Annotated in this window: 21 protein-coding genes; 9 read left to right on the plus strand and 12 right to left on the minus strand. The window is 71.7% G+C overall.

Annotated elements, in window-relative coordinates:
• Positions 1 to 39 precede the first annotated feature (39 nt).
• Positions 40 to 2295: an acetate--CoA ligase family protein gene (locus ACGFR7_RS30660; RefSeq protein ID WP_393325470.1), complete on the minus strand. Its 2256-nt coding sequence runs from the start codon at positions 2293 to 2295 to the stop codon at positions 40 to 42.
• A 430-nt stretch (positions 2296 to 2725) separates the two neighbouring features.
• On the opposite strand from ACGFR7_RS30660, the gene ACGFR7_RS30665 reads away from it, so the two are divergent.
• Positions 2726 to 3220, plus strand: coding sequence for a Zn-ribbon domain-containing OB-fold protein (locus ACGFR7_RS30665; protein WP_393325472.1), 495 nt, complete (start codon positions 2726 to 2728; stop codon positions 3218 to 3220).
• A gap of 183 nt (positions 3221 to 3403) precedes the next feature.
• The gene (locus ACGFR7_RS30670) at positions 3404 to 3892 is read left to right on the plus strand and encodes a GNAT family N-acetyltransferase (protein WP_393325474.1); all 489 of its coding nucleotides are present in this window, start codon (positions 3404 to 3406) and stop codon (positions 3890 to 3892) included.
• A gap of 27 nt (positions 3893 to 3919) precedes the next feature.
• On the opposite strand, the gene ACGFR7_RS30675 is transcribed toward ACGFR7_RS30670, so the two are convergent.
• Together ACGFR7_RS30675 and ACGFR7_RS30680 are read right to left on the minus strand one after the other, a co-directional pair.
• Positions 3920 to 4690 carry a pyridoxal 5'-phosphate synthase gene (locus ACGFR7_RS30675; protein WP_393325476.1) on the minus strand — a complete coding sequence of 257 codons (771 nt, stop codon included), beginning with the start codon at positions 4688 to 4690 and terminating at the stop codon, positions 3920 to 3922.
• 1 nt (position 4691) lies between these two features.
• Entirely contained in the window at positions 4692 to 5528 is an 837-nt protein-coding gene (locus tag ACGFR7_RS30680) for an FAD-dependent monooxygenase (protein WP_393325478.1), read from the minus strand.
• Between the two features lie 119 nt (positions 5529 to 5647).
• On the opposite strand from ACGFR7_RS30680, the gene ACGFR7_RS30685 reads away from it, so the two are divergent.
• Complete coding sequence (locus ACGFR7_RS30685) at positions 5648 to 6424, plus strand: VOC family protein (protein WP_393325480.1); 777 nt, start codon at positions 5648 to 5650, stop codon at positions 6422 to 6424.
• A 155-nt stretch (positions 6425 to 6579) separates the two neighbouring features.
• Here the strand turns inward: ACGFR7_RS30685 and ACGFR7_RS30690 are convergent, their stop codons facing one another.
• Positions 6580 to 7764, minus strand: a complete 1185-nt coding sequence (locus ACGFR7_RS30690) for an acetyl-CoA acetyltransferase (protein ID WP_393325481.1) — start codon at positions 7762 to 7764, stop codon at positions 6580 to 6582.
• A gap of 691 nt (positions 7765 to 8455) precedes the next feature.
• On the opposite strand from ACGFR7_RS30690, the gene ACGFR7_RS30695 reads away from it, so the two are divergent.
• The 4 genes from ACGFR7_RS30695 (at position 8456) to ACGFR7_RS30710 (ending at position 12106) form a co-directional block, all read left to right on the plus strand.
• Positions 8456 to 8839, plus strand: coding sequence for an IPT/TIG domain-containing protein (locus ACGFR7_RS30695; RefSeq protein WP_393325483.1), 384 nt, complete (start codon positions 8456 to 8458; stop codon positions 8837 to 8839).
• 186 nt (positions 8840 to 9025) lie between these two features.
• Positions 9026 to 9529 (plus strand): hypothetical protein, encoded by a 504-nt coding sequence (locus tag ACGFR7_RS30700; RefSeq protein ID WP_393325485.1) that lies wholly within the window; start codon positions 9026 to 9028, stop codon positions 9527 to 9529.
• A gap of 421 nt (positions 9530 to 9950) precedes the next feature.
• A complete protein-coding gene (locus ACGFR7_RS30705; protein WP_393325487.1) occupies positions 9951 to 11639 on the plus strand; it encodes an acyl-CoA dehydrogenase family protein in 1689 nt (562 codons plus the stop codon).
• On the plus strand, positions 11639 to 12106 hold the full coding sequence (locus ACGFR7_RS30710; RefSeq protein ID WP_393325489.1) for a nitroreductase family deazaflavin-dependent oxidoreductase: 468 nt from the start codon (positions 11639 to 11641) through the stop codon (positions 12104 to 12106). The genes ACGFR7_RS30705 and ACGFR7_RS30710 overlap by 1 nt, the downstream gene beginning before the upstream one ends.
• A gap of 275 nt (positions 12107 to 12381) precedes the next feature.
• Here ACGFR7_RS30710 and ACGFR7_RS30715 read toward each other — a convergent pair whose 3' ends face one another.
• Positions 12382 to 13029: a TetR family transcriptional regulator gene (locus ACGFR7_RS30715; protein WP_393325491.1), complete on the minus strand. Its 648-nt coding sequence runs from the start codon at positions 13027 to 13029 to the stop codon at positions 12382 to 12384.
• Between the two features lie 984 nt (positions 13030 to 14013).
• On the opposite strand from ACGFR7_RS30715, the gene ACGFR7_RS30720 reads away from it, so the two are divergent.
• Entirely contained in the window at positions 14014 to 16722 is a 2709-nt protein-coding gene (locus ACGFR7_RS30720; protein ID WP_393325493.1) for a PQQ-binding-like beta-propeller repeat protein, read from the plus strand.
• A gap of 69 nt (positions 16723 to 16791) precedes the next feature.
• Here ACGFR7_RS30720 and ACGFR7_RS30725 read toward each other — a convergent pair whose 3' ends face one another.
• The 4 genes from ACGFR7_RS30725 to ACGFR7_RS30740 all read right to left on the minus strand — a co-directional run bounded on the left by ACGFR7_RS30725 (position 16792) and on the right by ACGFR7_RS30740 (position 20633).
• Positions 16792 to 17793: a hypothetical protein gene (locus ACGFR7_RS30725; RefSeq protein ID WP_393325495.1), complete on the minus strand. Its 1002-nt coding sequence runs from the start codon at positions 17791 to 17793 to the stop codon at positions 16792 to 16794.
• A 216-nt stretch (positions 17794 to 18009) separates the two neighbouring features.
• On the minus strand, positions 18010 to 18804 hold the full coding sequence (locus ACGFR7_RS30730) for an enoyl-CoA hydratase/isomerase family protein (protein WP_393325497.1): 795 nt from the start codon (positions 18802 to 18804) through the stop codon (positions 18010 to 18012).
• A complete protein-coding gene (locus tag ACGFR7_RS30735; protein ID WP_393325610.1) occupies positions 18801 to 19283 on the minus strand; it encodes a Zn-ribbon domain-containing OB-fold protein in 483 nt (160 codons plus the stop codon). Before ACGFR7_RS30735 ends, ACGFR7_RS30730 begins: the two co-directional genes overlap by 4 nt.
• 198 nt (positions 19284 to 19481) lie before the next feature.
• Positions 19482 to 20633: a lipid-transfer protein gene (locus ACGFR7_RS30740; RefSeq protein ID WP_393325499.1), complete on the minus strand. Its 1152-nt coding sequence runs from the start codon at positions 20631 to 20633 to the stop codon at positions 19482 to 19484.
• 105 nt (positions 20634 to 20738) lie between these two features.
• Between ACGFR7_RS30740 and ACGFR7_RS30745 the strand changes: the two genes are divergently transcribed.
• A complete protein-coding gene (locus ACGFR7_RS30745) occupies positions 20739 to 22466 on the plus strand; it encodes a FadD3 family acyl-CoA ligase (protein ID WP_393325501.1) in 1728 nt (575 codons plus the stop codon).
• A 212-nt stretch (positions 22467 to 22678) separates the two neighbouring features.
• On the opposite strand, the gene ACGFR7_RS30750 is transcribed toward ACGFR7_RS30745, so the two are convergent.
• The 3 genes from ACGFR7_RS30750 to ACGFR7_RS30760 all read right to left on the minus strand — a co-directional run bounded on the left by ACGFR7_RS30750 (position 22679) and on the right by ACGFR7_RS30760 (position 26062).
• On the minus strand, positions 22679 to 23269 hold the full coding sequence (locus tag ACGFR7_RS30750) for a TIGR03086 family metal-binding protein (RefSeq protein WP_393325503.1): 591 nt from the start codon (positions 23267 to 23269) through the stop codon (positions 22679 to 22681).
• Positions 23270 to 23480: 211 nt separating this feature from the next.
• Positions 23481 to 25217 (minus strand): AMP-binding protein, encoded by a 1737-nt coding sequence (locus ACGFR7_RS30755; RefSeq protein WP_393325504.1) that lies wholly within the window; start codon positions 25215 to 25217, stop codon positions 23481 to 23483.
• Between the two features lie 677 nt (positions 25218 to 25894).
• Complete coding sequence (locus ACGFR7_RS30760) at positions 25895 to 26062, minus strand: hypothetical protein (RefSeq protein ID WP_393325506.1); 168 nt, start codon at positions 26060 to 26062, stop codon at positions 25895 to 25897.
• Positions 26063 to 26167: the final 105 nt, after the last annotated feature.

The following is a 26167-nucleotide window of genomic DNA, read 5'->3' on the forward strand; positions in this document are numbered from 1 at the left end:
CGCCCGCGGTTGGGGTTGGGGTTGGGGTCGCGTGTGAGGTCAAGGGCAGATGGCCAGCGCGTCGAGGGCCACGGCGCCCTCCCCGCGCGGCAGGACCACCAGCGGATTGATGTCCAACTCGGCAAGCTGACCGTCGAGTTCGAGCGCCATCCGCTGCACCCTGAGCACGACCTCGACCAGCGCATCGATATCCGCGGGCGGTGCGCCGCGTACACCGTCGAGGAGGGCGCGGCCGCGGAGCTCGCCGAGCATCGCGCGCGCCTGGTCCTCACCGAAGGGCGGGATACCCACCGCAACGTCCTGCAGGACCTCCACGAGCACCCCTCCGAGGCCGACCGTGACGGTCGGCCCGAAGAGGCTGTCGTGGGTGATGCCGACGACCGTCTCGACGCCTCGCTCGATCATCTGGCAGACCAGCACACCGTCCAGCGGAACGTCCTCGTAACGGGCGATGTCGGTGAGCTCGCGGTACGCGTCCCTGACCTGGCTGGCCGAGGTCAGTCCGACCTTGACCAGGCCGAGTTCGGTCTTGTGCGCCAGCTGCGGCCCGGAAGCCTTCATGACGACGGGGTAGCCGACCAGGCTCGCCGACCGTACGGCCGCCGCCGCGCTGGTCACCAGCTGCTCGCGCGGGACCCGGATGCCGTAGGCCCGCAGCAGCTGCTTGGCCGCGTGCTCACTGAGCGGCTCGCCCGGACGCATCAGGGCCTGTGCCTTGCGCGCGGACGGGGACGGTATGCGGGGGGCGTCGTCGAAGGGGGAGCGGTAGCCGGCCGCGAAGCGGTGGTGCTCCAGATAGGCGCGGACGGCGGTGATGCAGTTGGCGAAGGTGCGGAAGGTCGCCACCCGCGAGGAGCCGAGGAGGGTGCTGCGATAGGCGTCCTCGGTGCCCACGGGCGAGCCCCACACCACACACACCAGCTTGTCCGTCTGCTCCGCCGCGTCCACCAGATCCTGGGCGAGCTTGTCGCTCATGGGAGGGAAGGGGCCGGTGATCGGGCAGATCAGTACGCCGATGGACGGGTCGGCCAGGATCGAGTCGATGATCTTGCGGCCGCGCCAGTCGCCGACCGGGTGTCCGCCGTTGTCGATCGGATTGGCGACGCTCAGGTAGCCCGGTATCCACTGGTGCAGTTCGGCCTGCTTGGCGTCACCGAGGGTGGGCATCGGCAACCCTGCCGCCGTCGCCAGGTCGGAGAAGTGGGCGCCGGTGCCGCCGGAGATCGAATAGACGGCTATGCCCTCCGCGGTGGGCTTCTTGGCGCGGGCCAGCAGGGCCGCGGTGTCCTGCAGCTCGTCGAGCCCGTCCACCCGGATGACGCCGAACTGCCGCATCGCCGCATCCACGACGCTGTCGGCGCCGGTGAGCTTGCCGGTGTGCGAGAGGGCCGTGCGGGCGCCGGTCTCGGTACGGCCGACCTTGACGGCGACGACGGGCACCCGGTGGCGGGCGGCACGGTCGGCGGCCAGCAGGAAGCTGCGGCCGTCCTTGAGGCCTTCCACATACGCGGCGATGGCGCCCACCTCGGGGCGGCCGGCGAAGTAGGAGAGGAAGTCGGCGGTCTCCAGATCGGCCTCGTTGCCGGTGGGGGCCCAGTGCGAGAGGCGGATGCCCAGTTCCTGAAGGCTGAAGACGGGGCGGCCCTGGTGGCCTGACTGCGTGATCAGGGCGATGGCCGGGCCGTCCAGGTCCTCGCGGAACCGCTCGAAGGCATTGAGGTTGGTGTTCGGCCCGAGCAGCCGCAGACCGGAGCGCTCGACGACCTCGGCCAGCCGGGCCTGGGCGGCCGCGCCGCGCTCGCCGGTCTCGGCGAATCCGGAGGCGAAGGCCACGGCGAATTTCACCTTGGCCTCGCCGAGTTGCTCGATGACCGGGAGGGGGTCGCCGACGAGCAGTACGGCGAGATCGACGGTCTCCGGCAGCTCGGCGACGGCTGCGTGGCAAGGCCGCCCGAAGACCTGGGCGCGTCCCGGGTTGACGAGGTGGAGCCGGGCACCGACACGCTCCGCCCAGGCGATCAGCTGGCGGGTGATCCCCGTGTTGGGGCGGCCCTCGCTGTCCGAGGCGCCGATCACGGCCACGGACCCGGGCCGGAAGAACCGGTCCAGGTCGAGCGCCGGGGCGTGCAGCGGGCGCCCGCTGACATCGCGGTCGACCACCCCGGCGCTCTGTCCGCCGCCGCCGGGGTGCGGTTCACTGATGCCGTGGACGGTGTGTGGTGGTTGCTCCCCACAGGCCATGACGCGGGCCGGCCGGGAGTGAGTGGTGAGGGTGCCGTGAGTCGATCCAAGCATCGCAGACGCCCGCTCCTGTGTGAGGCCTCTCGTTCTCATCAACTGACGCATAGTCAGATTACTGAACTGACGCCATGTCAGGAATGGCCGTGCACGGTAAAGCTTGCGGGTGCGGGTGCGGGTGCGGGTGCGGGTGCGGGTGCGGGTGTGAGCGTGAGTGTGAGTGCGGGCTCGTGTGGGCTCGCGGGGGCCCCGGCGGCGGTTTCGGCCTTCAGGTCGTCGCGAGTCACCGCGCGCGTCCAGTCGCCGGCGAGCATGCCCTGCGGGAAACCGGGCTCGTGGGCCCCTTGCGCGATGGATGTCGCACCGGATGAACTGATGCATCGTCAGGTGTGGTGGAGGCGGAATCGGTGGGGGTGTTCGCGCAATGGCCGGAACTGCCGGGGCCGGGGCTGGGACTGGGACTGGGGCGAGAGGGACGCAGAGCGCTGTGCCGCGTGTGGCGCGGAGTGCGACGCGTTTCGATCTGCCGGAGGTGGATGCCTTCACCAGGCCGTACTGGGACGCGGCGGCCGAGGGGCGACTGCTGCTGCGTCGCTGCCGGGCGGAGGGGTGCGGCGCGGCGCATCACTATCCGCGTGAGTTCTGCCCGTACTGCTGGAGTGAGGATGTCGGCTGGGTACCGGCCACCGGCCGCGCCACCCTCTACACCTGGTCCGTCGTGCACCGTAACGATCTCCCGCCCTTCGGCGAGCGGGTCCCGTACGTCGCGGCCGTGGTCGATCTCGTCGAAGGTCCCCGGATGATGACCGAGATCACCGACTGTCCGGAGTCGGAACTGCGGATCGGGATGCCGCTCGCGGTGCACTTCCGTCGCGAGGGCGAGGGCGAGGGCCGGGGGCAGGGGCAGGGGCAGGGGCAGGGCGAGCGTGAAGGCGATGGTGTGAGCGGGAGGGTTGCCATTCCTGTCTTCCGGCCCGCGTGATGCCGACGCGTCCCTGAGTTCCCGCCCCTCGCTCCTGGGGGCCCGTGTCGTCGCTCCTGGGTTCTCGCGTCGTCGTCCCTGAGTCCCCGGCGCCGTTCCTGGGCTCACGCGTCCTCGTGCCGCCGTTCAGGGCCGCGGCGAATTCCGGTGGCGGGCCCGCCGGGTCCGCGGGATGCTGTGGCCGTGTTGATTCGTGAGGCGACCGCGGGTGACTGGCCCGCCATCTGGCCCTTCCTCCACGCCATCGTGGCGGCTGGGGAGACCTATACCTACCCGCGGGACCTCGATGAGGCCACGGCCCGCGAGATGTGGATGCTGACGGCGCCCGGCCGCACGGTCGTCGCCGTCGACGAGTCCGGCACGGTACTCGGAACGGCCAAGATGAACCCCAACCACATGGGCGGCGCCGCGCATATCGCCGGTGCGAGCTTCATGGTCGATCCGCAGTCCGGCGGACGCGGGGTCGGCCGGGCCCTGGGAGAGCACGTACTGGACTGGGCCCGCGCCGAGGGCTATCGCGCGATGCAGTTCAACGCTGTCGTGGAGACCAACACCGGCGCCGTCGCCCTCTGGGAGTCCCTGGGCTTCCGGATCATGACGACCCTCCCCGAGGGCTTCCTGCACCCCACCAAGGGTTATGTGGGGCTGCACATCATGTACCGGCAGCTGTGAGGGCGAGCGGCCGGCTCGCTCCGTTGCTCACGGCCAGAGGAGTTCCTTCAGCCAGCCGTCCCCCTCGTAGCGGTAGTTGAGACGTACATGGCGGCGCTGGGCATCGCCCTGGAAGAACTCGACCGCCTCGGCCCGCAGTACGTACAGCGTCCAGCTCGGCACCGGCGCCTCCGGCTCGCGACGCGCGCGCTCCCATGCGGCCTCCGAGGCGCGCGCCAGCTCCGCCGTCGAGCCCAGCACCTCGCTCTGCCTCCCGACCAGCGCCGCGGCCAGCGCGCCCGTGGAACGATGGTGCAGATCGGCCGCGCTCTCCTCGGGACCCGCCACGGTCACCGACCCCCGGACCCGCACCTGACGGCCGACCGCCGCCCAGTAGAAGCCGAGCGCCGCCCGCGGCCGTACGGCCAGTTCGCGGCCCTTGCGGCTGCCGCGATGCGAGGCGAAGTGCCAGCCGCGCTCGTCGGCGTCGTGCAGCATCAGGGTCCGCACGGAGGGGTCGCCGTCCGCGTCCGCCGTGGCGAGCGTCATGGTGTGGGGCTCGGGGACACCGGCCTCGGCGGCCTCCCGCAACCACTGCCGGAACAGTGGCAGCGGGTCGTCCGGCGCTGTGGCCAGGTCGAACGCCGGCAGTTCGACGTCCCAGACCCGCAGCCCGCGCAGCAGCTCCCGGAACGCGCGGGCGTCCGCGGTGTCCGCGGTGTCCGCGGTGTCCGTGGCGTCCGTGGCGTCGGAGTGGTGCGCGGTGGCGTCGGCGGGAGCGGCATCCGGCGTGTCCTGGTGCCCGGGCTGATCAATCATGTCAGGCAGCGTACGCGGGGGCGTACGGCGGCCGGAGCGGACCGGCGGCCCCGTCCGATACCGGTGCGGCCGGATGGTCCTTGAGCGTGATCGCGTTGGCGCCACGCTGCACGTCCTCGGCGATCTTCTTCGCGATCAGGCTCTTCCACGGCATGTAGGGCAGGATCCGGAGCATCAGATGCCGGAAGCGGATCTGCCGCCGGGTGTCCGCCGTCATTTCCCGGGCGAATTTCGCCGCTTGCGCGTGGTTGACCGCGACATAGCCGCGCATCTCGCCCTCGTAGCGGCCGAAGGCCTCCTCCAGGTCACCGCCGGCTGTCGCGAGTTCCCCGGCCAGGACGTACGCCCCGACCAGCGCCATCCCCGTGCCCTGTCCCGACGCGGGTGAAGAGCAGTACGCGGCATCGCCGAGCAGCACCACCCGGCCGCGCGACCAGCGGTCCATCTCGATCAGCTGCATCCCGTCGAAGTAGAAGTCGCTCGCCTCGCGGGCCGCCGCGAGCAGCCGTGGGACCTCACGCCAGCCTCCGGCCGGGGGGACTCCGATGCCCTCGAACGCGGCCTCCAGCAAGGCGAGTTGCTGCTCCTGGTTCCGGTGGTCGTAGCTCAGCTTCGGCGAGCGGAAGCTGAGCCAGGCCTTGGCGGCCGGGTCCCCGGCGGAGCTGTAGGCGCAGATCAGCCTGCCGGGCTGGGCGTGGTACAACTCCTCGCGTTCCAGGCCCGGTTCGTTCGGCAGGGAGAAGGCGGAGATGTATGCCCCGAGGTGCCGCAGGAACTGCTCTTCCGGGCCGAAGGCCAGTCTCCGGACGGTGGAGTGCAGCCCGTCCGCGCCGACCACGAAGTCGAAGGCAGTTGTTCATGTCTGTTGCTCGCGACCGAACGGGGCAAGGAGGACACATCCTGACCTCGACCCTCACTAGCGTCGGCCCGGGCAGTGTCACTGCGAAGGAGCAGAAGTTGAGCAAGGTCAGCATCAATCAGCCGCTCGGAACGCCGGCCTGGATCGACCTCGGGGTCCCCGACCTCGACCGCGCGAAGGCGTTCTACGGCGCGCTGTTCGGCTGGGAGTACGAGGAGCGGTCGGCGGCGAGTGGCCCCTACACCCTGTGCCTGCTGCGCGGCCGGCGGGTGGCGGCGCTGCGGTCCGCCTCCGCCGCCGACGTCGAGGGCGAGTCCTGGTGGCACGTCCACGTCGCCACGGACGACTGTGACGGGACGGCGGAGCGGATCGCCGTCAGCGGGGGACGTGTGCTCGCACCGCCCGCGGACGTGGCGGACCTGGGCCGTACGGCTGTCGTGGCGGACCCCACCGGCGCCCGCTTCAGCCTCTGGCAGGGACGTACGCTGCCGGGCTGCGAGCTGGTCAACGAGCCCTGCACGCTGGTCCGCAACGACCTCGCGTGTCCGGACCCCGGCCCCGCCCGCCGCTTCTACGCCACCGTCTTCGACTTCACTCTCGACGGGAACGACGACCTGCCCGACTTCGACTTCACCTTCCTGCGCCGCCCCGACGGCCATGAGATCGGTGGCATCTTCGGCGATCCGGCGGCCACCGCCTCCCGTTGGCAGACGGTGTTCGAGGTCGCGGACACCGACGAGCTGGTGGCCCGGGCCCCCGCCGCGGGCGGCGCCGCCGGCACCCCGGAGGATGCTCCCTACGGGCGCATGGCCCCGCTCACCGATCCTTTCGGGACGGCGTTCAGCGTCATCACCCGTCCGTCGGCCGCCGGATAGCCACCGTCCGCCGCCCGGGCCCGCATTCCGGGCCCGGGGTCCCGGCCCGGGCCCCTGTCACCATGCCGCCACCGTGCCCCCACTCTGGTCCTGCCCTGCCCTGCCCTTGCTCCTGCCCCCCTTCTCCGGCCCCGCCGTGCCCTTGCTCCGGCCCCTCAACCCCGCCCCAGCACCACCGTCCCCGACGAACAGAACCAGCCACCCGTACCCGAGGCGACCGCGAGCTGGGGTAATGCGCCGCCGGGCTTGCGTACCTGGCGGTCCGGGCCGGCCTCGCCGCGGAGCTGGCGTACCGCCTCTACCAGCAGGAACAGGCCGCGCATGCCGGGATGGCAGGCGGCCAGCCCGCCCCCGTCGGTATTGACCGGCAACTCCCCGTCCCGCAGCAGCCGCCCCTTCTCGACGAAGGCGCCGCCCTCGCCCTTGGCGCAGAATCCCAGGTCCTCCAGCGTCACCAGGGTCATGTACGTGAAGGCGTCGTAGAGCTCGGCGAGGTCGATCTCGGAGGGGCGGACACCGGCGCGTTCGAAGGCCAGCCGGCCGGAGACCGCCGCGGGCGAGACGGTGAAGTCGTCCCACTCCGACATGGTGGTGTGCGAGACCGAGGTGCCGGAACCGAGTACCCATACCGGGGGCTTGGCGAGGTCCTGGACATAGTCCTCGGCGACGAGCAGAACCGCGCAGCCGCCATCGGAGCGGATGCAGCAGTGCAGCTTGGTGAACGGGTCGGCGATCACCGGGCCGGAGAGGACGTCATCGACGGTGATCGGGTCGCGGTACATGGCGTCCGGGTTGGCCGCGGCATTGGCGCGTGCCTGGACGGCTATCTGGGCCAACTGCTCCAGGGTGGTGCCGTATTGGTGCATATGGCGGCGTGCGGCCATGGCGTATTTGGCGATCAGGGAGTGCCCGTAGGGGACCTCGAACTGGAGCGGGCCACGCGCCCCGAAGGAGAGGTTCGAGGTACGGCGCCCGGCCTTGATGTCGGCGCGGGCGGTGGAGCCGTAGACGAGGAGTACGGCGCTCGCGTGGCCGGCGGCGATCGCGTCGGCGGCATGCGCGGCCAGCACTTCCCAGGTGGATCCGCCGACCGAGGTCGAGTCGACCCAGGTGGGGCGCAGTCCCAGGTATTCGGCGACTTCGACGGGGGCGAGGGTGCCCAGGCCGGCCGAGGCGAAGCCGTCGATCACCGAACGGTCCAGGCCGCTGTCGGCGAGTGCCCGGCGGGCGGCCTGGGCGTGCAGGGCATACGGGGTGGCCTCGTCCACGCGCCCGCAGTCGGACAGGGCCACTCCGGCGACGGCGACCTTGCGATTTCCGTAACGGGTCCCTGGAGTCATGAACCTGACGGTACATCAGATTTGGCGCCAGGTTCGAGGGTGCGGGCAGGGTGCGCAGGGCGGCCGGTCGCTGCCCGTCGCCCGCGCGGCCGCCGTGGATCGTCGCCAGCGGGCGCCCGGGTTCGCCCTGCCCGCCCCGCCCTGCCCACCCTGCCCGCCCCGCCCTGCCCACCCTGTCCGTACGGCCCGCCCCGCCCGCCCTGCCCAGCCTGTCCGTACGGCCCGCCCCGCCCGCCCTGTCCGCACGGCCCTGTGGCGACAGGGGAGGTGAAGTGGAATCGGAAGGTGAAGTGGAATCGGGAGTGGGAGTGGGAGTGGGAGTGGGAGTGGAATGATTATCCGAGAATCGGAGGTATGGGCGCGGGCTTCAAATGCTTTCGCTGGGAGGGTATTCTCCATCGCTGTGTGTATTTATCCGGTGCGACTTCGGCCGGTTTACTGCTCGCTGTTGCCCATGCGGTGAAGCAGGCATTTCCGTGTGCGGGGCAAGATCGTCCCGTCTGCCTCAGGGAGTGTCATGTTCGCCTATGCTCAAGAAATTCCGGCGCCCGGCCAGGCACGCAACTCCGGATTAAGTGCCGCTTTCTCGGCGGAGGCTGTGATTCCCGTTGGTGTCACACCCGGGGGGATTACCCTCGCCCCCGGCGGCGCCCGCGCACATGTGGCCAACCAGGGCTCGAATACGGTGAGCGTGATCGATACCGCCAGCCATGCCGTCGTCGAGAACATCGGCGTGGGGGACGGCCCCACCGGCATCGCGGTCTTCCCCGACGGAACACACGCCTACGTGACCAACTCCGGCGCCGGGACCGTCGGTGTCATGGCGGCGACGGTGATTCCCGACCAGGGGCGCACGGCAGGCGGCGCGGTGGTGACTCTCACCGGCACCGGCCTGTCCTCCACCGACCAGGTCACCTTCCACGGCGTCCTGGCGCCCTTCGAGATCGTCTCCGACACCATGCTGACCGCCGCGTCCCCGCCCAGCGGCACCCCCGGCACCTTTGACGTCACGGCCTCCTGCCCCGGAGGCATGCCTTCCGGATCGTTCACCTACGTCTCGGGTCCCGATATCTGATCCTCTCGGGCCAGAGGCCAGAGGCCAGAGGCCAGAGGACAGGCGCCAGGCGCCAGGAGTCAGAGGCAGGGAAGCGCGGCGTCATGGCATCCCTGCGATTGATATCGGTCCGGTAATTACTGCTCCATTACCGCATTTCATGGCCATAGCCAATGCATCTCCCTTCCAGTCCCAGAGGAGAAAACTGTGCGTCACTTCAAGAAAGTCGCCCTGAGCGCGGTCACCGGATTTGCCGCCCTCCTTTTCTGTGCACCCTCGGCATCGGCGGCCACCGGCAGCGGACCCGGGCCCGACCACCCGAGAGAGGAAGTCTTCCAACTGGTCGCGAAGCAGACCCAGGGCGGCTTCGTCGACGTGGACGGGTCGGGCGGGCCGAGTCTGGGAGACGAATTCGTCGTCAGCGGCAATCTCCTCCGCGGCAACAGCACGGTCGGCACCTACAGCGAGATCTGCACGCTGACCCGGTTCGACCCGGTTGATCAGTTCGACCTGCAGTGCGCGGCCGATCTGTCCCTTCCTCAGGGGCAGCTCACCGTGCAAGGCCGGTTCAACGTCACCACCGCCGGCCCCGGCAACATCGACCTGGCGATCACCGGGGGCACGGGCCGCTACCGCACCGCTCACGGCTACATCCACGCCGTCAATGTCACCGACACGGAAACGCACTTCACGGTCCATCTCGTCCTCTGACGGGCGGGGCGCCTCACCTCGTCCTCGCACTCATCTCGTCCTCGTCCTCGCCCTCGCCCGCGGCCTCGGCCGCACGGCGAGGGCGAGCGCCGTCATGGAGCCTCGTCGTCGGGCCTTGCCGTCGGACGTTGCCATCGGGTGCTGTTACCGGCCGTCGTCACCGGCCGTCGTCACCGGACGCAGTCATCGGGCGTTCGCCGTCGCGCCTCGCCGTCGTCGCGCCTCGCCGTCGGCCGCCGTCTTCGGCTCTCGTCATCGTGGGCCGTGACGAAGCGCGTGCCCCTGGGGTCCGGCGACTTGCGGACACGGCCTAGGAAAGTGCACCCCCCGTCCCTACTATGACGGCCCGTCAGATCGATAGCGGGAGCGAGCCAGCCCGTCGTACCGGACGGGGGTGTCGCACGGCCGGGAGGAGCCCGCGATGGATGCCGCGTTCACCGAGGAGCAGCACGAGATCCGCCGCACCCTGCGCGAACTGCTGCTCAAGCGCTGTGGTCCGGACCAGGTCAAGGCGGCGGTACGCACCCCGTCCGGGTACGACGCACAGCTGTGGCGCCGACTCGCCGCCGAGCTCGGCCTGCCCGGTCTGGCGCTGCCCGCCGCCTACGGCGGGGTGGACTGCGGGCCCACCGAACTCGCCCTGGCTTGTGAGGAGACCGGCCGCGCCGTCCTTCCCTCGCCGCTGATCGCCACCGCCGCGCTGGCCGCGCCGCTGATCCTCGCGCTGGGCAGCGAACGCCAGCGCAGCGAACTGCTGCCGGGCCTCGCCACCGGGGAGCTGACCGGAACACTCGCCGTACCGGGCGGGCAGCTGTCCACCGCACTGGGGCTGACCGGGCCGAATGACGGCGATTGGGCGGGTGGCGGCCGGGCCGGCGGGATGCAGGCGCGGATGCGGGACGGAACGTGGTGGCTGTACGGGGAGGCCGGGCAGGTGCTGAACGGCCACACCGCGGAGGTGCTGGTGGTGGCCGCACACACCGGTGGGTTCGCGCGCAGCCGCACCCTGCTCTTTCTGGTGCGGGCGGCGGCACTCGGTCCGGCGGCCCGGCCGGACAGCCGGCAGGCGCACGCCGAGGGAGCGGCCGAGGGGGCAGGTGTGCCCGGCCGAACCGGTCTGCTGCGGTTCCGGCAGACCGCGCTGGACGAGACCCGACCGCTGGCACGCCTCGAACTGCGCGAGGTTCCGGCCGAGTTGCTCGGGGACATGGACGGGGAGGGGAACCCGTACGGGGAGGGTTACCCGTACGGGGAGGGTTACCCGTACGGGGAGGGTTACCCGTACGGGACGGCGGTGGCCGCCGCGCTCGCCGCGACCGGGGTGACGGCGGCCGCGGCGCTGGCCGCCGAGGCGGTCGGGGCGGCCGATGCGGCGCTGGCCCGTACCGTCGCCTACGTCCGCGAGCGCGAGCAGTTCGGCCGCCCCATCGGCTCTTTCCAGGCGGTGCAGCACCGGCTCGCCGATCTGTACGTGACGCTGCAGGCGGCGCGCTCGGCGGTGTACTACGCGGCCTGGGCGGCGGGCGTCGGGCGCCCCGGGAGCCGGGGCGCCCCGGGATCGTACGCAGGGGCCGGCCCCGGGGTAGCCGAGCCCGGTGCTGCGGGGTCCGGCGCAGCCGAATCCGGTGTGGCCCGGCCGGGTGCGGTCCGGCCCGGTGCGGCCGAGCCCGGTGTGGGGGCGCTGGCGTTGGCGCAGGCGCTGGAGGCGTTGCGGGCGGTGGCGGCCGAGGCCGTGCAACTGCACGGCGGCATCGGCTTCACCTGGGAGCACGAGGCGCATCTGTACTTCAAGCGTGCGGCCGGTGATGAACTGTTGCTGGGGCCCGTGCACCGGCTTCGGGCGCGGGCCGCCGAGGAGGCGGGGCTGTTCACGCACGGGGTGGGGGAGGCCGACGGAGGCAGAGGACTCAGCGGTAGCCGTGGGGCCGGGCGAGGCGGAGACCAGCTCATCGGTAGCCGTGGGGCGGGTGGAAACGGGGGGACGCCCACGCGCCGGGACACCGGCGATGCACCGGCGGGAGCCCGTACGCCAGAGCCGGAGCCGGAGCCGGAGCCGGAGCCGGAGCCCGAGCCAGAGCCAGAGCCAGAGCCCGAGGCGGTGGAGGCCTGATGCCGCGGGGTGAGCGATGGCTTCAGAAGGTCTCCGCGACCCGTACGTTCGCCCGGATCGCGCCGCACGTCATCCCCGCTCTGGACCGTGCCGTGCACCGGCTGACCCGCGGGAAGGTACTGCTCAGCGCCCGGATGCTGCCCGGTGTGGTGTTGACCGCGACAGGGGCCAGGAGCGGGCTGCCGCGGCGTACTCCGCTGGCGTGCCTGCCGGAGGAGGGTGGCTGGCTGCTGATCGGCAGCAATTTCGGGCGGCCCGGGCATCCGGTCTGGACCGGCAATCTGCTGAAGAACCCGGAGGCCGAGGTGAGTTGGCGCGGCCGGGACATCCCGGTGCGGGCCCGGCTGCTCACCGGTGAGGAACGGGCGCGGGCCTGGCAGGCGGCGCTGGCGTTCTGGCCGCCGTACGCCACGTACCAGGCGCGGGTGGCCCGGGAGATCAGGCTGTTCCGGCTGGAGCGTCGGTGAGCCGGCCGATGCGCGGCGGCGCTTCACCCCTGCCCACCTGCTTCACTTCGCTCCTCCGGTTCCCCGTGCACGCAACGGGCGTCGCGGCGATCCCCTGAGCGATCGCGCGACGCCCGCTGCGTGTGGGATACAGCTATGGCAGGACGGATACAGGACAGACGGCGACGGCGAACCACTCCGGGAGCTCCGGGATTTCGAGGCGCGGCAGTCTCGGCAGCAGTTTCTCCGGCCGCTTCCTCTTCCTCGGATGCTTTCTCGGTGGCTTCGCTATTTCGCTATTTGGTCGGCTTCTTGCCGGTGACGCCGAGGTGTACCACCAGCGCCAGGTTCGGCTTGAGCTCGGCCTGCTTCACACCCCAGCTCTGGAAACCCTTCTGGTGCCCGGCGACCGCCGCCAGCATCGCGACAAGTGAGCCGGCCATCGCGGGCGCACTCACGTCCTTGTCGACCTTGCCCTTGCTCTGCAGTTCCTTGATCGAATCCGTAAGGGAGTTGGTGACGGCATTCAGGATCTTCATGCGGATCTTGTAGAACCGCTTGTCGCCCTCGGCTGCGCCCAGGTCGATCACACGCAAAATCGCGTCGTGCTTCCGCCAGAAGGAGAGGAAGCCCTCGACCAGATCCTCTGCCGCCTGCCATGCGGACTTGCCCACCCAGGAGCGTCCGGCGACAAGATCGGTCAGAGTGGCGCCTTCTTTGGCCATCTCCTCGGCGATTTCGAGGACGGCGCCCTCGACGTCAGGGAAGTACTGGTAGAACGTTGCGGGTGAAGTCCCCGCTTTTCGGGCTACATCGATGACCTTGACGTCCCGGTAGGGGGACGAACTGAGCATTTCACTGAGGCAGTCCAGAAGCTTTTGCCGCGTCGCCTGTCCGCGGCGGCCGGCAACTCTGCCGTCGACGGTTCGAACTTGTCCTGTCATGCCGTCAGCTTACCGAGGGGTGATCGGAGCGCGATTTGGCTGCCTGCAAATGGGGATGGGGGAGTTCGGGGTGCGCAGCCCCCGTGAGTGTGCTGGTGACGGGCCCGCCCGTGACCGTGACTCGCGCCGCCCCGCTTGGTCCGAACCGGTGAAGAGTGTTATCAACAGGCTGTGGACAACCTTGGTGGATAAGTGGTCACCGTCCGTGCGGCAAGTGGTCCGCGATGGCCGCCAGTTGAACATTGACTCCGCCGCTCACACGCCCGCGGGCTCCGACGAAATCGTTCGCGTGTGCGAATTCTCGGCGGGTGAATCGTACGAAACGGCGCTAGCGTGGATATCTGGCCGCCGCCGCGGCCGCCTCTCCCGCCTGCCCGGATGCCTGATAGGGCGCCACGCCAGGTGTCATGACGCCGAAATGGCCTTCGAACGCGCAGAATTGAGCCGTTGGGCCAGGAGGGGCGACGGGGGGAAGGCGTGACCGGGACGGGGCGGTGTGACCGGTGGGGATGGCGTGACCGGCGGAGACGGCATGACGGGTCGGGGAGGGGTGTGCGCAGTCGGAGGGACAGTATGGTTTCGGCCACCACGGCCACCACGGAAACCGGTCGGCCGGGAGGGCGAACCACTTCTTCGGTGGTCCCGTCAAACGGAGCGGTGAATGTCCGCACTTCGGGCGGTGTCGCGCGTGGCAGATCGGTAACTTGCCGGTAACCCGCCCGGTAACCACCCGTCAGGGGACGTATCGCAGCACGTCAGGCGTGGTTGGGTTACGTCGGGTAACGGGTCCGGTGCGGGTCGCGGAGGGTATGCCGTGACACGACGGACAGGCCCCGGGTTCGCAACCGTCGGCCCGGCCAGGAACAATCAGCACGCGTACGGCCGTTTCGGCCAGGCGGTGAGACGCTGCACGGGGCAGTGGCTCTCGGCGGCTCGTGGCTTTTGAGAGTCTCTTTTTACGCCCCACGGGGAGGTGGCAGGCAAGTGGTGGAGCAGCTGAAGCAGCTGACGCAGCACGATCCCCGGCGGATCGGCCCGTTCGAGGTGCTCGGCCGTCTCGGGGCCGGCGGCATGGGACTGGTCTATCTGGCGCGCTCGGCGTCCGGCCGACGTGTGGCGATCAAGACGGTGCGTACCGAGCTCGCCGAGGACCAGCTGTTCCGGGTCCGCTTCACACGCGAGGTCGAGGCGGCCCGCGCGGTCAGCGGTTTCTACACGGCCGCGGTGGTGGACGCCGATCCGCGCGCGGCGGTGCCCTGGCTGGCGACGGCCTATGTCCCCGCGCCCTCCCTCGAGGAAATAGTCAATGAGTGCGGGCCGCTCCCGGCCCAGGCGGTGCGGTGGCTGGCGGCCGGGATCGCCGAGGCGCTGCAGTCGATCCACGGCGCGGGCCTGGTGCACCGTGATCTGAAACCGTCGAATGTGCTGGTCGTCGAGGACGGCCCCCGGGTGATCGACTTCGGCATCGCCTCGGGGGTCTCCAACACCCGGCTGACGATGACCAACGTCGCCGTGGGCACGCCCGCCTATATGTCGCCCGAGCAGGCCCGTGACTCGCGCAGCGTGACGGGCGCGAGCGATGTCTTCTCCCTCGGCTCGACGCTGGTCTTCGCCGCCACCGGTCATGCGCCGTTCCACGGCGCCAACCCCGTCGAGACGGTCTTCATGCTGCTGCGTGAGGGGCCCGACCTGGCCGGGCTGCCGGACGAACTGCGTCCGCTCATGGAGTCCTGTATGCAGATGGAGGCCGGCCAGCGGCCGTCCCCCGCCGATCTGCAGTCCCAGCTCGCGCCGCACCTCTTCGGCTCCGGCAACGACGACAGCGGTACCGCCTCGGCCTGGCTGCCGCCCGGAGCGGTGGCGCTCATCGAAGGCCGCCGCGGCGGCCGCTCCACCGTGGCGAACGGCAGCCAGCGGGCCGGCTCCGGGCGCGGCACCGGCCGTGCGGCTCCGGCCGCGCCGCCGCATCCGCCCGTCCCGTCGTCCCCGCCCGCGGCGCCTCCGGTGTCCGCAGCGCAGCCCGCCCAGGCGCCGCCGCGGCCGGAGAGCGCACCGGCCGCGGCGGAGTCCGGCTGGCCCGGCCGTGTCGGCGCGGGCCCCGGTGCGCACCGGGGCACCGACCCGCGCGGTGGCAACCCCGGCCCGATGCCGCAGCCCGCGGCGCTCGGCCCGGACGCCTCGGCGGCCCGGGTGACCCCGGTCTCCGCGGCCCCGCCCACCGCCGTGCCGTCGCCCACCGCCCCGCCCTCGTCCGCCGCTGCGCCGTCCCCCGCCGCCGCACTGTCCACCGCGCCGCCGGGCGTCTCCGGAGATGGTGCCGCCGGCCCCGTACACCTGGGTGGCTCGGCCGCTCCGATAGGGCCGGGACCGCGCGCCGACGCTCCGGGCCCGCAGCCGCGTGGGCAGGCCGGTGCCGCGACGAACTGGGTACGGCCGCCCGGTACCGGCCCCGTGACCGGTGTGCCGGCACAGGGCCCGGCCGGCGGTGCCGTGACCGGGGAGAGCCCGGGCCGCGGCGAGGCCGCGCCGCCCCCGCCGCCCGAGGCGCCGCCCGCCGAGCCCGGCCGCTGGCGCCCCTGGCGCTTCCGGATGTCGAACGATGTGTGGGGCACCCCCGCCGTCGCCGACGACCTGCTGTACGTCACGTCCTTCGAGGTGCATGCGCTCGATGTGGCCAGCGGGCGCCGCAAGTTCAAGACCCGTGACGTCGCCTGGGCGATGGCGGTCGCGGACGGCCGGATCCATGCCTCGGACGGCCCGAGCCTGTACGCGCTGAACGCCGACGACGGCGCCGAGCGCTGGCGGCTGCACACCGAGGGCTGGGTCTACGCCCTCCAGGTCGACCGCGGGACCGTGGTCACCAGCACCCGGGGTGGCGGAGTCCAGGCCTGGGAGGCGGCCACCGGCGAACTGCTGTGGGAGATCGGCGGCGTCCAGACCGACTTCGAGACCGCCGAGGCCGCACCCGTGGTGCACGACGGCACGGTCTTCGTCTGGGCCGACGCACGGCTGAAGGCGCTGGAGGCGCGGACCGGCGCCGAGCGTTGGTCGTACCCGGTGGGCGACGCCGCGTCCTGCGGAGGGGTGCCGGTACGGCTGCTGCCCGCGTCGGACGGTGCGGTCTACGTCGTGGCCGGCACCCGGGTGCTGGCGATCGACATCGCCCGCGGCGAGGTGCGCTGGCACTTCGAGGCGCCCGCGGTGTTCCTGAGCCCGCCCGCCTTCGCCCCGGGCCCGGCCGTCACCGGCGGCGGGGTCTATCTGGCGGACTACCTCGGCACGGTCTACGCGCTGGACCCGGCGGACGGCCGTGACCGCTGGCGGATCGCCACCGAGGCGCGGCAGTCCACCGAACCGGTGCTGGTCGCCCACGGCGCGGTCCACCTGGGCAGCGGCAAGGCGCTCTACACACTGGACGCGGTGACCGGCACCCCGCGCTGGCGGTTCCAGGCCGGCGCGGAGGTCATCGGCGCACCGGTCGTCGCGGAGGGCCGGGTGCACTTCGGCTCGGCCGACCACTGCCTCTACACGCTCGACGCGATGGGCGGCCAGCTGCGCTGGAAGCTGGCGACCGGCGGCGAGATCACCGGTTCACCGGTGGCGGTCGGCGGTGTGGTGTACGCCTGCAGCAAGGACCGCTGTGTGTACGCGCTGGACGCGGCCAAGGGGACGGGGCTGGCGCGGCGGGCGTGATGTGACGCGGCGGCTGCGGCTTGGCGTGGCGGCTGTGGCCTGACGTGTTGGGCGTGACGTGTCCGGCCTCTACTCCCGGTCCTCCGGAGGCTGTTCGGGCCCGTCGGATCGTTCGGGCTGTCCGGGCTGCCCGGGCTGGGAGGGGCGCGGCGGCTGCCGTTGTTCCTTGGCCCACTCCACGGGAGGCGTGGGGGGCTGCTGATGGGCCGGCATGGTCGGCGGCGGGGGTGGCGCCTGCGGGTGTGGCTGCTGCGGCCGTTGCTGTTCCCGCGGTTGCTGCGGTTGTTGAGGCTGTTGCTGTTGCTGGGGCGGCTGTTGGTGTTGCGGTGGGGGTGGCTGCTGGTGCCGCGCCGGCGGCGGTGGCGGCGTGACCGGCAGGGGAGCGGTGGGGGTGTCCTCGTACGGGCCGTGGGCGCCGTGGTCGGGTCCGCCGGGCGCCGCGGGGCCCGCCGGGTGGCCGGCGGGGCCGGGGCCGGTCGGGTACGGCTCGGGGTTCCACTCCTCCGCCCCCGGGCGGCCCGCGTCCCATGGCTCGGGTGTCCCCGGGGGGTAGGGCGTGTGCGGGTCGTAGGGTGCGCGCCGGCCGTAGGGGTCGTCGTGCGCGGAGGGCCCGTAGCGCCCGTCGTCGTACTGCCGCTCGTCATAGCCGCGGCCACGGACCCGTCGGCCGCGGCCGCGCATGATCATGGCGCCGAGCAGCAGCAGCGCGCCGCCGCCCAGTGCGCTGGCCACGCCCACTCCGAGGCCACGGGCACCGGCCGTGAGCTCGCTGGTGGCCTGCCCCTGGCGGACCATCCACAGGATCGTGAAGCCGAGTACCACCAGGCCCGCGACGGTGATCAGCGCCCGGGAGCGCAGGGCAACTCCGATCAGGGCCAGCAGGGCGGCGAACGCCATGGGCAGGAGGACGGAGCCGAAGAGCGCGGCGCCGTTGCGGGTGATGCCGTTGAAGAGGTCTTCGATCCGTACGTCGCTGCCGTGACGGCCGTCGTACCAGGGACGGAAGGGGCTCCATACGGCGGCCGCCGCTCCGGCGAGGGCGATCAGCGACCCCAAAACGTTGCGCACCACGGGCGTCGCCTCGCTTCGAGTCGTCCGGTCATCCTCCGTGACCGACGCTACGCCCGAGCCTCCGAGCTCGCGAGAGAAGTACGTCTGAGAGAAGTACGCCCGGGAGGAGCGCGTGTGAGCGGAGTACGCCTGAGGGGAGCGCGTGTGAGCGGAGTACGCCTGAGGGGAGCGCGCGGGAGCGGAGTACGCCCGCCGACGTATCCGCCGGCGTAGGGGTCATCTGACCAGTGGCCCGCCGTCCCGCCCGCCTTCCTGGCCGCCGTCGCGCGTGCGGGCGGCGAACAGTCCGGCCTGGCGCTCCGGAGGCAGGTTGCCCAGCGCGATCAGCTGGGGGGCGTGCGCCAGGGCGTGTGCCCGGGCCGCCTCCTTGGCCGCCCACAGGGCGCGTACGGTGCCCTGGACCGGCTCGGTCGGCTGGGCGGCGAGCACGGCCGCGCGGCGCAGCGCCACCTCGGCCGCTTCGCCGGGTGCGGTCAGCTCGGAGACCAGGCCGATCGCGTACGCGCGGGCCGCGCCCAGCCGCTCCGCGGTCCCCATCAGGGCCATCCGGGCGACTTCCCCCAGGGGCATCCGCTGCGCCATGAAGACCGACTCGTACGCGCTGACCATCCCGTAGGTGGTGTGCGGGTCGAAGAAGGTGGAGTTCTCGGAGGCGATGAGGAAATCGGCCTCGCCCAGGAGGTAGAAGGCGCCGCCGCAGGCCATTCCGTCGATGGCGGCGATGACCGGCTTCCACAGGTCGTTGGCCTTCGGGCCGATGTGGAGCAGCGGGTCGTCGATGCAGTAGGGCGAAGGCGGCTGGGGGACGTCGGCAAAGCGGTCGAGGCCGGTGCAGAAGGCCCGGCCGCCGGCGCCGGTGACCACCGCGGCCCGTACGGTGTCGTCGAAGCGGAACGCCCGCCAGGTGGCGGCGAGTTCGGCGGCGGTGTCGAGGTCGATGGCGTTGTGCCGCTCGGGCCGGTCGAGGGTGACCAGGGCGACCCCGTCCTCGGCCTGGGTGCGGATCGTCATGGGCGCTCCAGGAGCCAGCGGGGCACGGTCACGCCTTGGGGCATGGTGTGGAAGGCGGCCTTCACCGGGGCACCGATGCGCAGCCGTGCCGGGGCGACGGAGTTGAGGGGGGCGTCGGCGTCGGCGACGAGATTGCCGACGAGGCGGATGCGCGGGGCGTCGGCCAGCTCCACGACGATCGCGTTGTAGCCCGGCAGGGCGGCGTACGCGGGCAGCAGCGGGGGATGCGGCAGCACATAGGACCAGATGCGGCCTCGGCCGCTCATCCGCTGCCAGTGCGCGGCGAACGACTGGCAGTGCGGACAGCAGGGCCGGGGCGGGAAGCGCAGTTCGTGGCAGCCGGAGCAGGCCTGGATGCGCAGTTCACCCTTGGCGGCGTACTCCCAGAAGGGCGCCCCGTCGTCATCGGCGACGGGAAGCAGCAGGCCGGAGCCGCTGTCGGGCCGGTTGTCAGTGCCGGATGTCACGCTGGGTGACATGACATCGCGAACGGATTCAGCGGACTCGGCGGTCTCGGTGGACTTGGAGAACTTGGTGGACTCGGCGGTCTTGCCGGACTTGGTGGACTCGGCGGTCTCGGTCGACGGGGCCGACGCGGCGGGCCCAGCCGGTCGGCCAGGCTCGGCGGAGGGGGCGGACATAGTGGGCTCGACGGCTTCACGGGCGCTCATGGCGTATCAACTCCTCAGCAGCAGGGCCGAGGTGGGGACGCCCTCGCCCGCGGTGACCAGGCAGGTGGCGGCGCCGGGGACCTGCGCGGTGCTGGTGCCGCGCAGTTGTTTGACGCCTTCGGTGATGAGGTTGAAACCGTGGACGTACGCCTCGGAGAGGCCGCCGCCACCGGTGTTGAGGGGGAGCCGGCCGCCGGTCTCCAGCGCGCCGCCCTCGGTGAAGGCCGCTCCCTCGCCGCGCCCGCAGAAGCCGTATCCCTCCAGGGAGAGGGGGATCAGGGGGGTGAAGGCGTCATAGATCTGTGCCACGTCGACGTCCTGCGGTCCGAGGTCGGCGCCCTTCCACAGCTGCCGGGCGGCGGTCCAGGCGGGGCCGGTGAGCGGGTCGTCGTTCCAGTAGTTGACCATGCCGTGATGCTGGGCGGGCAGGCCCTGGGCGACGGAGTGGACATAGACGGGCCGCTGCCGGCAGTCGCGGGCCCGCTCGGCACAGACCACGACGCAGGCCAGCGCGCCATCGGTCTCCAGGCAGTTGTCGAAGAGACAGAGCGGCTCGCTGATCCAGCGGGCGGTCATATACATCTCACGGGTCAGCGGGCGCTCGTACATCATCGCGGCCGGGTTCTGGTTGGCGCGGTTGCGGCAGGCGAGCGCGACGTTGAAGAGGTGGTCGCGGGTGGCGCCGTATTCGTGCATATAACGGCGGGCCAGCATGCCGATCTCGTCGGCGGGGCGCAGCAGTCCGAAGGGGCGGGTCCACTGCCCCGGGGTGGGCAGCTGGACCTGGGTGTTCTTCCAGGGGCGCGGTCCCGAACCGCGCTTGCGGGACCGCCAGGCGACACCGACGCTTGCCTGGCCGGTGGCGATGGCGGCTGCCAGGTGGGCCACCGTCGCGCAGGAACCGCCGCCGCCGTAGCCGACCTTGGAGAAGTGGGTGACGTCCCCGGCGCCGATGGCCTTGGCTATCTCGACCTCGTCGGTCTCCTCCATGGTGTAGGAGGCGAAGGCGTCCACCTCCGAGGGGGCGATCCCGGCGTCGTCCAGCGCCGCGACGATCGCCCGGCAGGCCAAGGTCTTCTCGGAGGCGCCGAGTTGTCTGGCGAACGGTGTCTGCCCGATGCCGGCTATCGCCGTAGCGTCCTTGAGGGTCGCCCCCATCGCCACCTCCACGGTCGGTTGTCACTGCTGACAGCGGAGGAGGCTACCGCTAATCTGACGGGCAGTCAGCTAGTGGCGCAGGGCTCTTCGGCGGGAGGCGACGCGATGCGCGACGACCTGGAGGCGCGGGCGGATCTGGAGGCGGGGACGGACCTGAAGGCGCAAGGGGGTCTGGAGACGCAGGCTGATCCGGAGGCTCAGGGGAGTCCGGAGGCGCGGGCGGATCTGGCGTACGGCGCCATTCCCCGGCTGGTACGGGCGGCCGCCCGGCGGTACGGCTCCAGGGAGGCCGTGGTCGAGGGCCGTACCCGGGTGTCGTACGCCGAGCTCGGCGCGCGGGTGGAGGAGGCCGCGGCCGCCTGCATCGCCTCCGGGGTGGCGCCCGGTGACCGCGTGGCCGTATGGGCGCCCAACACCCTCGACTGGATCGTCTCCGCCCTCGGAGCCGTCACCGCGGGAGCCGTCCTCGTCCCCCTCAACACCCGCTTCAAGGGCACCGAGGCCGCCTACGTCCTGCGCCGCACCCGCGCCAAGCTCCTCTTCGTCACCGGCACCTTCCTCGGCACGTCCTACGTCGCCTCGCTCCGCCGCGCCGCCCAGGAGGGACCCGGCCGCGGCCCGCTGCCCGGACTGCCGCGGCTGGAAAAGGTCGTGGTGCTCTCCGAGGACGCCCCCGCCGACTTCGCCACCTGGCAGGACTTCCTCGCCGGCGGCGCGGCGGTGCCCCCGGAAACGGTCCGCGGCCGGGCCGATGCGCTGCACCCCGACGCCCCCTCGGACATCGTCTTCACCTCCGGCACTACCGGCCGCCCCAAGGGCGCGGTGATCACGCACGCCCAGACCCTGCGCGCCTACGCCGTGTGGAGCGAACTGGCCGGCCTTCGTGAGGGCGACCGCTATCTGATCGTCAACCCGTTCTTCCACACCTTCGGCTACAAGGCCGGGATCATCGCCTGTCTGCTGCGCGGCGCGACGATGGTGCCGCAGCCGGTCTTCGGTGTGGAGACCGCGCTCGCCAATATCGCCGCCGAGCGGATCTCCGTACTCCCCGGCCCGCCCACCCTCCACCAGCAGCTTCTCGACCACCCCGCCCGCGCCCTGCACGACCTCTCCGCGCTGCGCGTGGTGGTCACCGGCGCCGCCGTGGTCCCCCTGGAGCTGGTCGAACGGCTGCGCAGCGAGCTGAAGGTCTCCACCGTGCTGACGGCGTACGGCCTTTCCGAGAGCTCGGGCGTCGTCACGATGTGCCGCCGCGGCGATCCGCCCGAGGTCATCGCCACGACCTCGGGCCGGGCCATCCCCGGCACCGAGGTCCGGGTGGTCGACGCCGCGGGCGGCCCGGTGCCACCCGGTGAGCCCGGCGAGGTGCACGTCCGCGGCTACCACGTGATGTCCGGCTACTTCGAGGACCCGGCCGCCACGGCCCGGGTGATCACTCCCGAAGGGTGGCTGCGCACCGGCGATGTGGGCGTCCTCGACGCGGCGGGCAACCTCCGGATCACGGACCGCATCAAGGACATGTTCATCGTCGGCGGCTTCAACGCCTATCCCGCCGAAATCGAGCAACTCCTCGGCCGCCACCCGGACATCGCGGAGGTCGCCGTCGTCGGCATACCCGACCCCCGCCTCGGCGAGGTCGGCAAGGCCTATGCGGTCCGCCGCGCCGGCTCCCTGCTCACCGCCGACGATCTGATCGCCTGGTCCCGCCGGGAGATGGCCAACTACAAGGTCCCGCGGGAGGTCGCCTTCGTCACCGCGCTCCCGCGCAACGCCGGCGGCAAGGTCCTCAAGACCCTGCTGCGGAACGGAGCCCCGGGGGCCGCTCCGGCATGATCCGACCGCGGCACCGCCTGGGCTGCCGTACTCCCGAATCCGCCGTGCTGCTGAAGCTGCGGTCTGCCGCGTTCGCCGTGCTGCTGAAGCTGCGGTCTGCCGCGTTCGCCGTGCTGCTGAAGCTGCGGTCTGCCGCGTTCGCCGTGCTGCTGAAGCTGCCGTCTGCCGATGCCGCCGTACCGCCGAGGCCGCAGTACGGCCGATGCCGCCGCCTACGACCCCGGCGGCGCCCAGTCGGGTCGGCGGCCGCTGAGCGCCACCACCTGGTCGAGCAGCGGTGCATCCGCCGCCACCTCCACGGGCGGTCCGAACACCGGCAGGCGCTCCGGGCCTTCGGCGAGCGGCGCCAGCAGCGCATACGAGACCCCGAGGCCGGCCGCGTCCGGCGTGTACTCCTGGCCGGTGGCCCGTGCCAGATCCCAGCCGTGCAGCACCAACTCGTTCAGCGCGAACCGGCCCACCATGGCGGCGGGCAGTGTCACCCCGCCCGCCTGGGTCTCGCCCTCCCAGGCCCGCGGATCGTGCCAGGCCTCGGCCATCCCGCGGAGGTTCCGGTCCAGCTCGGCCCGCCAGCCGGGCTCCACGTCCGGCACCGCCGCGTTCGGGTCGCCACTCGTCATCGGCCCCAGGTCCTTGCGCGCCGAGTACTGGAACGCCATGGACAGGCCGACGAGGTGGCCCAGCAGATGGCGTACCGCGTAGCTCTCGCAAGGGGTGGGGGCGTCGAGCTGTTCATCGGCGGTCTGCGCCGCCAGCTGTGACACCAGCCGGGCCTGCGCCGCAAAGTCGATCGTGTCGGTCATCGTCGGGGTCCTTCCGTCCTGCCGGGCGTGCTGTCGGAGTGCCCCGTCCAGGCGCCTCGCAGGGGTCTCCTGCCGGGACCCACCGGAGGGAGCCGTGCCGGGGCGTCGTGCCGGGGTCACCGGAGGGGAGCCGTGCCCTCTCCGGTGCCGCTCCCAGTGAAGACTCCGCCGGCCCCCGGAACTCATCGCCACACCGCCGCGGCGCCCCCGGCTACTCCGTATACCGCTCCTGAGGCCGCTCCTGATACCGCTCCCGCAGCAATGCCTTGAGCACCTTGTTCAGCGGTCCGCCGCGCGGCAGCTCACCGGCGATCTCCAGCTGCTCCGGCAGCTTCTGCGTCATCAGCCCGGCCGACCGCAGATGCGCAGTCAGCCCGTCCAGGGTCAGTGGCGGCGCGGCCGGATCGGCGGGCGTGACCACCGCACACACCCGCTCGCCGCGCTCCCGGTCCGGCAGCCCGATCACCGCGGCCTCCGCCACCGCCGGATGGGTGCGCACCAGCTCCTCGATCTCCTGCGCGGAGATGTTCTCGCCCTTGCGGATGATGATGTCCTTCAGCCGCCCGGTCAGCACCAGATGCCCGTCGGGCCGCAGATATCCCAGGTCACCGGTGCGGAAGGAACCGTCGGGGGCAAACGCCGCGGCGGTCAGTGCGGGGTCCGTGTACCGCCGGAAGAGCATCGCCCCCTTGAGCGTCACCTCACCGGACTCCCCGGTTCCGGCCTCGCTCCCGTCCGGCAGAACGATCCGCACCTCCGCCCCCACCACCGGCTTGCCCACGGTCCGCGACAACTGCTCATCGCTGTCGTACGGCGTGCCCATCGTGATCATCGGGCACTCGGTCATGCCGTACCCGTGCACGATCGCGCAGTCCAGCTCCCGCCCGGCGGCCGCATACAGCTCCGGGGGCATCGGGGCCCCGCCGCCGGACAGCAGCCGCAGCGAGGGAATCAACCGCCCGGCCTGCGGCCGGCGCTGCCGGTAACGCCGCGACTCGTCGAGGAACGCCTGGTAGAAGGCGGTGCTCCCGCCGGCCATCGTCACCCCGTGGCTCCGGTAGACGGCGGCCGCGTGGCCCGGCTCGAAACTGTCCAGGATGACTGCGGGAAACCCGCTGACGAGCATGGCGATGACATAGTCCGGACCGGCTATATGCGCGTAGGGGAAGGCGATCGAGCCGATGTCGTCCGCGGACATCCCGAGCGCGGTGGCCAGCCCGATGCCACCGGCGAGGAGAGTGGCGTCGGTGTGCTCGACGCCCTTGGGGGAGGAAGTGGTGCCCGAGGTGTAGTAGACCCAGGTCGCCTGCCCGGCGCCACCACCCTGCCCGGCGCCACCACCCTGCCCCTCGTCCGCTCCCTGCCCCTCGTCCGCTGCCTGCGTCTCGCCGGCTCGCCGTCCCTCGTCCGCTGCCTGCCTCTCGCCGGCTCCCCGTCCCTCGTCCGCTCCCTGCGTCTCGCCGGCTCGCCGTCCCTCGTCCGCTCCCGCAATGCCGGCCAACGCCCCTGGATCCCCCTGCGGCAACCCGCCCGCCACCGAGATCACCCGTACCCCGTCCCCGGCGAGCTTCCGCATCATCGCGGTGTGGTCGAACCCCCGCCACACGTCCGGTACGAGCACGAACTCCGCCGCCGACTCCGTCAGGATGAAACCGACTTCGCGCTCCCGGTGGAGCGGAATGACCGGCGTCTGCACGGCCCCGAGCCGGGCCAGCGCCAACGAGGCGACGACCGTCTCGATCCGCGTCGGCAACTGCCAGGCCACCCGGGTCCCCGCCCCGATCCCCAGCTCCCGGAACCCGGCCGCAACCCGCAGCGCTTCGTCGCGCACCCCGTCGAAGGTGACGCTCCGCCCGTCCCCGTCGTAGAACATCGGCGCCCCACGTGAGACTCGTGCCCGGTACTCGACCAGTTCCCAGAGCGTGTGGATACGGGAGGGTTCGAACACGGCGCGCCTCCTGGCTGCGAGCAGGGCGGAACGTGGCCGCCCCGGTGGCCTCACCGGGGCCGGATGGCGCGACTGTAGCAGCGCAACTGACGGCCCGTCAGAGACGTGTGCCAAGAGGGGTGGTGTGTGTATGTACGAGGAGGCGAGGCGCGACAGGGTAGGGGTGCGCCCTGATGCAGACCGGGAATGGAAAGGTGTCGGCAGCGAGGCCCCTGCGCATGGCCCCGCTGCCGAGTTGTTCCCGGTTCAGGGACGGTGGCGGTCCTTGGCGTCAACCGAACCGACGAGCGGAACGTGGTGGTCCAGGGCGGTGTAGGAGACAGGGTGATGGGAATCGGCCATCGCAGGTGCGGCCGTGGCCATCCCAGCGGTTATCGCAGCCGCAATCGCGCCTATGGCAAGGGCCTTCTTTGCGTGGGTCATGAGTGCCGCGTGAGCCATTCCGGTTCCTTTGCAGAGGAGGAGATGTGGGTTGGTGGAATTACGTATGAAGCGAAGTTAGCGACTGCATAAGGGCGTCAAGAGCATGTATTCGATCGTGTGGCCGAAAAGCGCTGCAGGACGGCTGAATGGCGAAATGACCGCGGACATGCCGCAAGGGCCGGCTCCGATGGCTCCCCTCCTGCCATCAGAACCGGCCCCTGCAAACCCCCGTTGACTCCAGCCGAACCCCGCTTTTACCGCGGCTCGATGACGGGCGTGTGGTTGTCCGAAGGCAGCAAGTCCCCGGGCTTCCTGACGACCTTCTTCTTGGCGAGCCCAGAAGCGGCTACCGGCGTGTGGTTGTCCAAGGGCTTGATGACATCACGTTCGTTCGGCTCTGGAACCTGGTTCTCGGTGGTCACACTCATCAACTCCTGTGTGTGGGCGCTTTGTGGTCCACCCCGGCCGGCAACTCCCCCGTGGGCTGCCGGACGGGTGAACCTGGGCCGAACACCTTACGGTGGGGC

The sequence above is a fragment of the Streptomyces sp. NPDC048516 genome (assembly GCF_043199875.1).
Classification (GTDB): Bacteria; Actinomycetota; Actinomycetes; order Streptomycetales; family Streptomycetaceae; genus Streptomyces.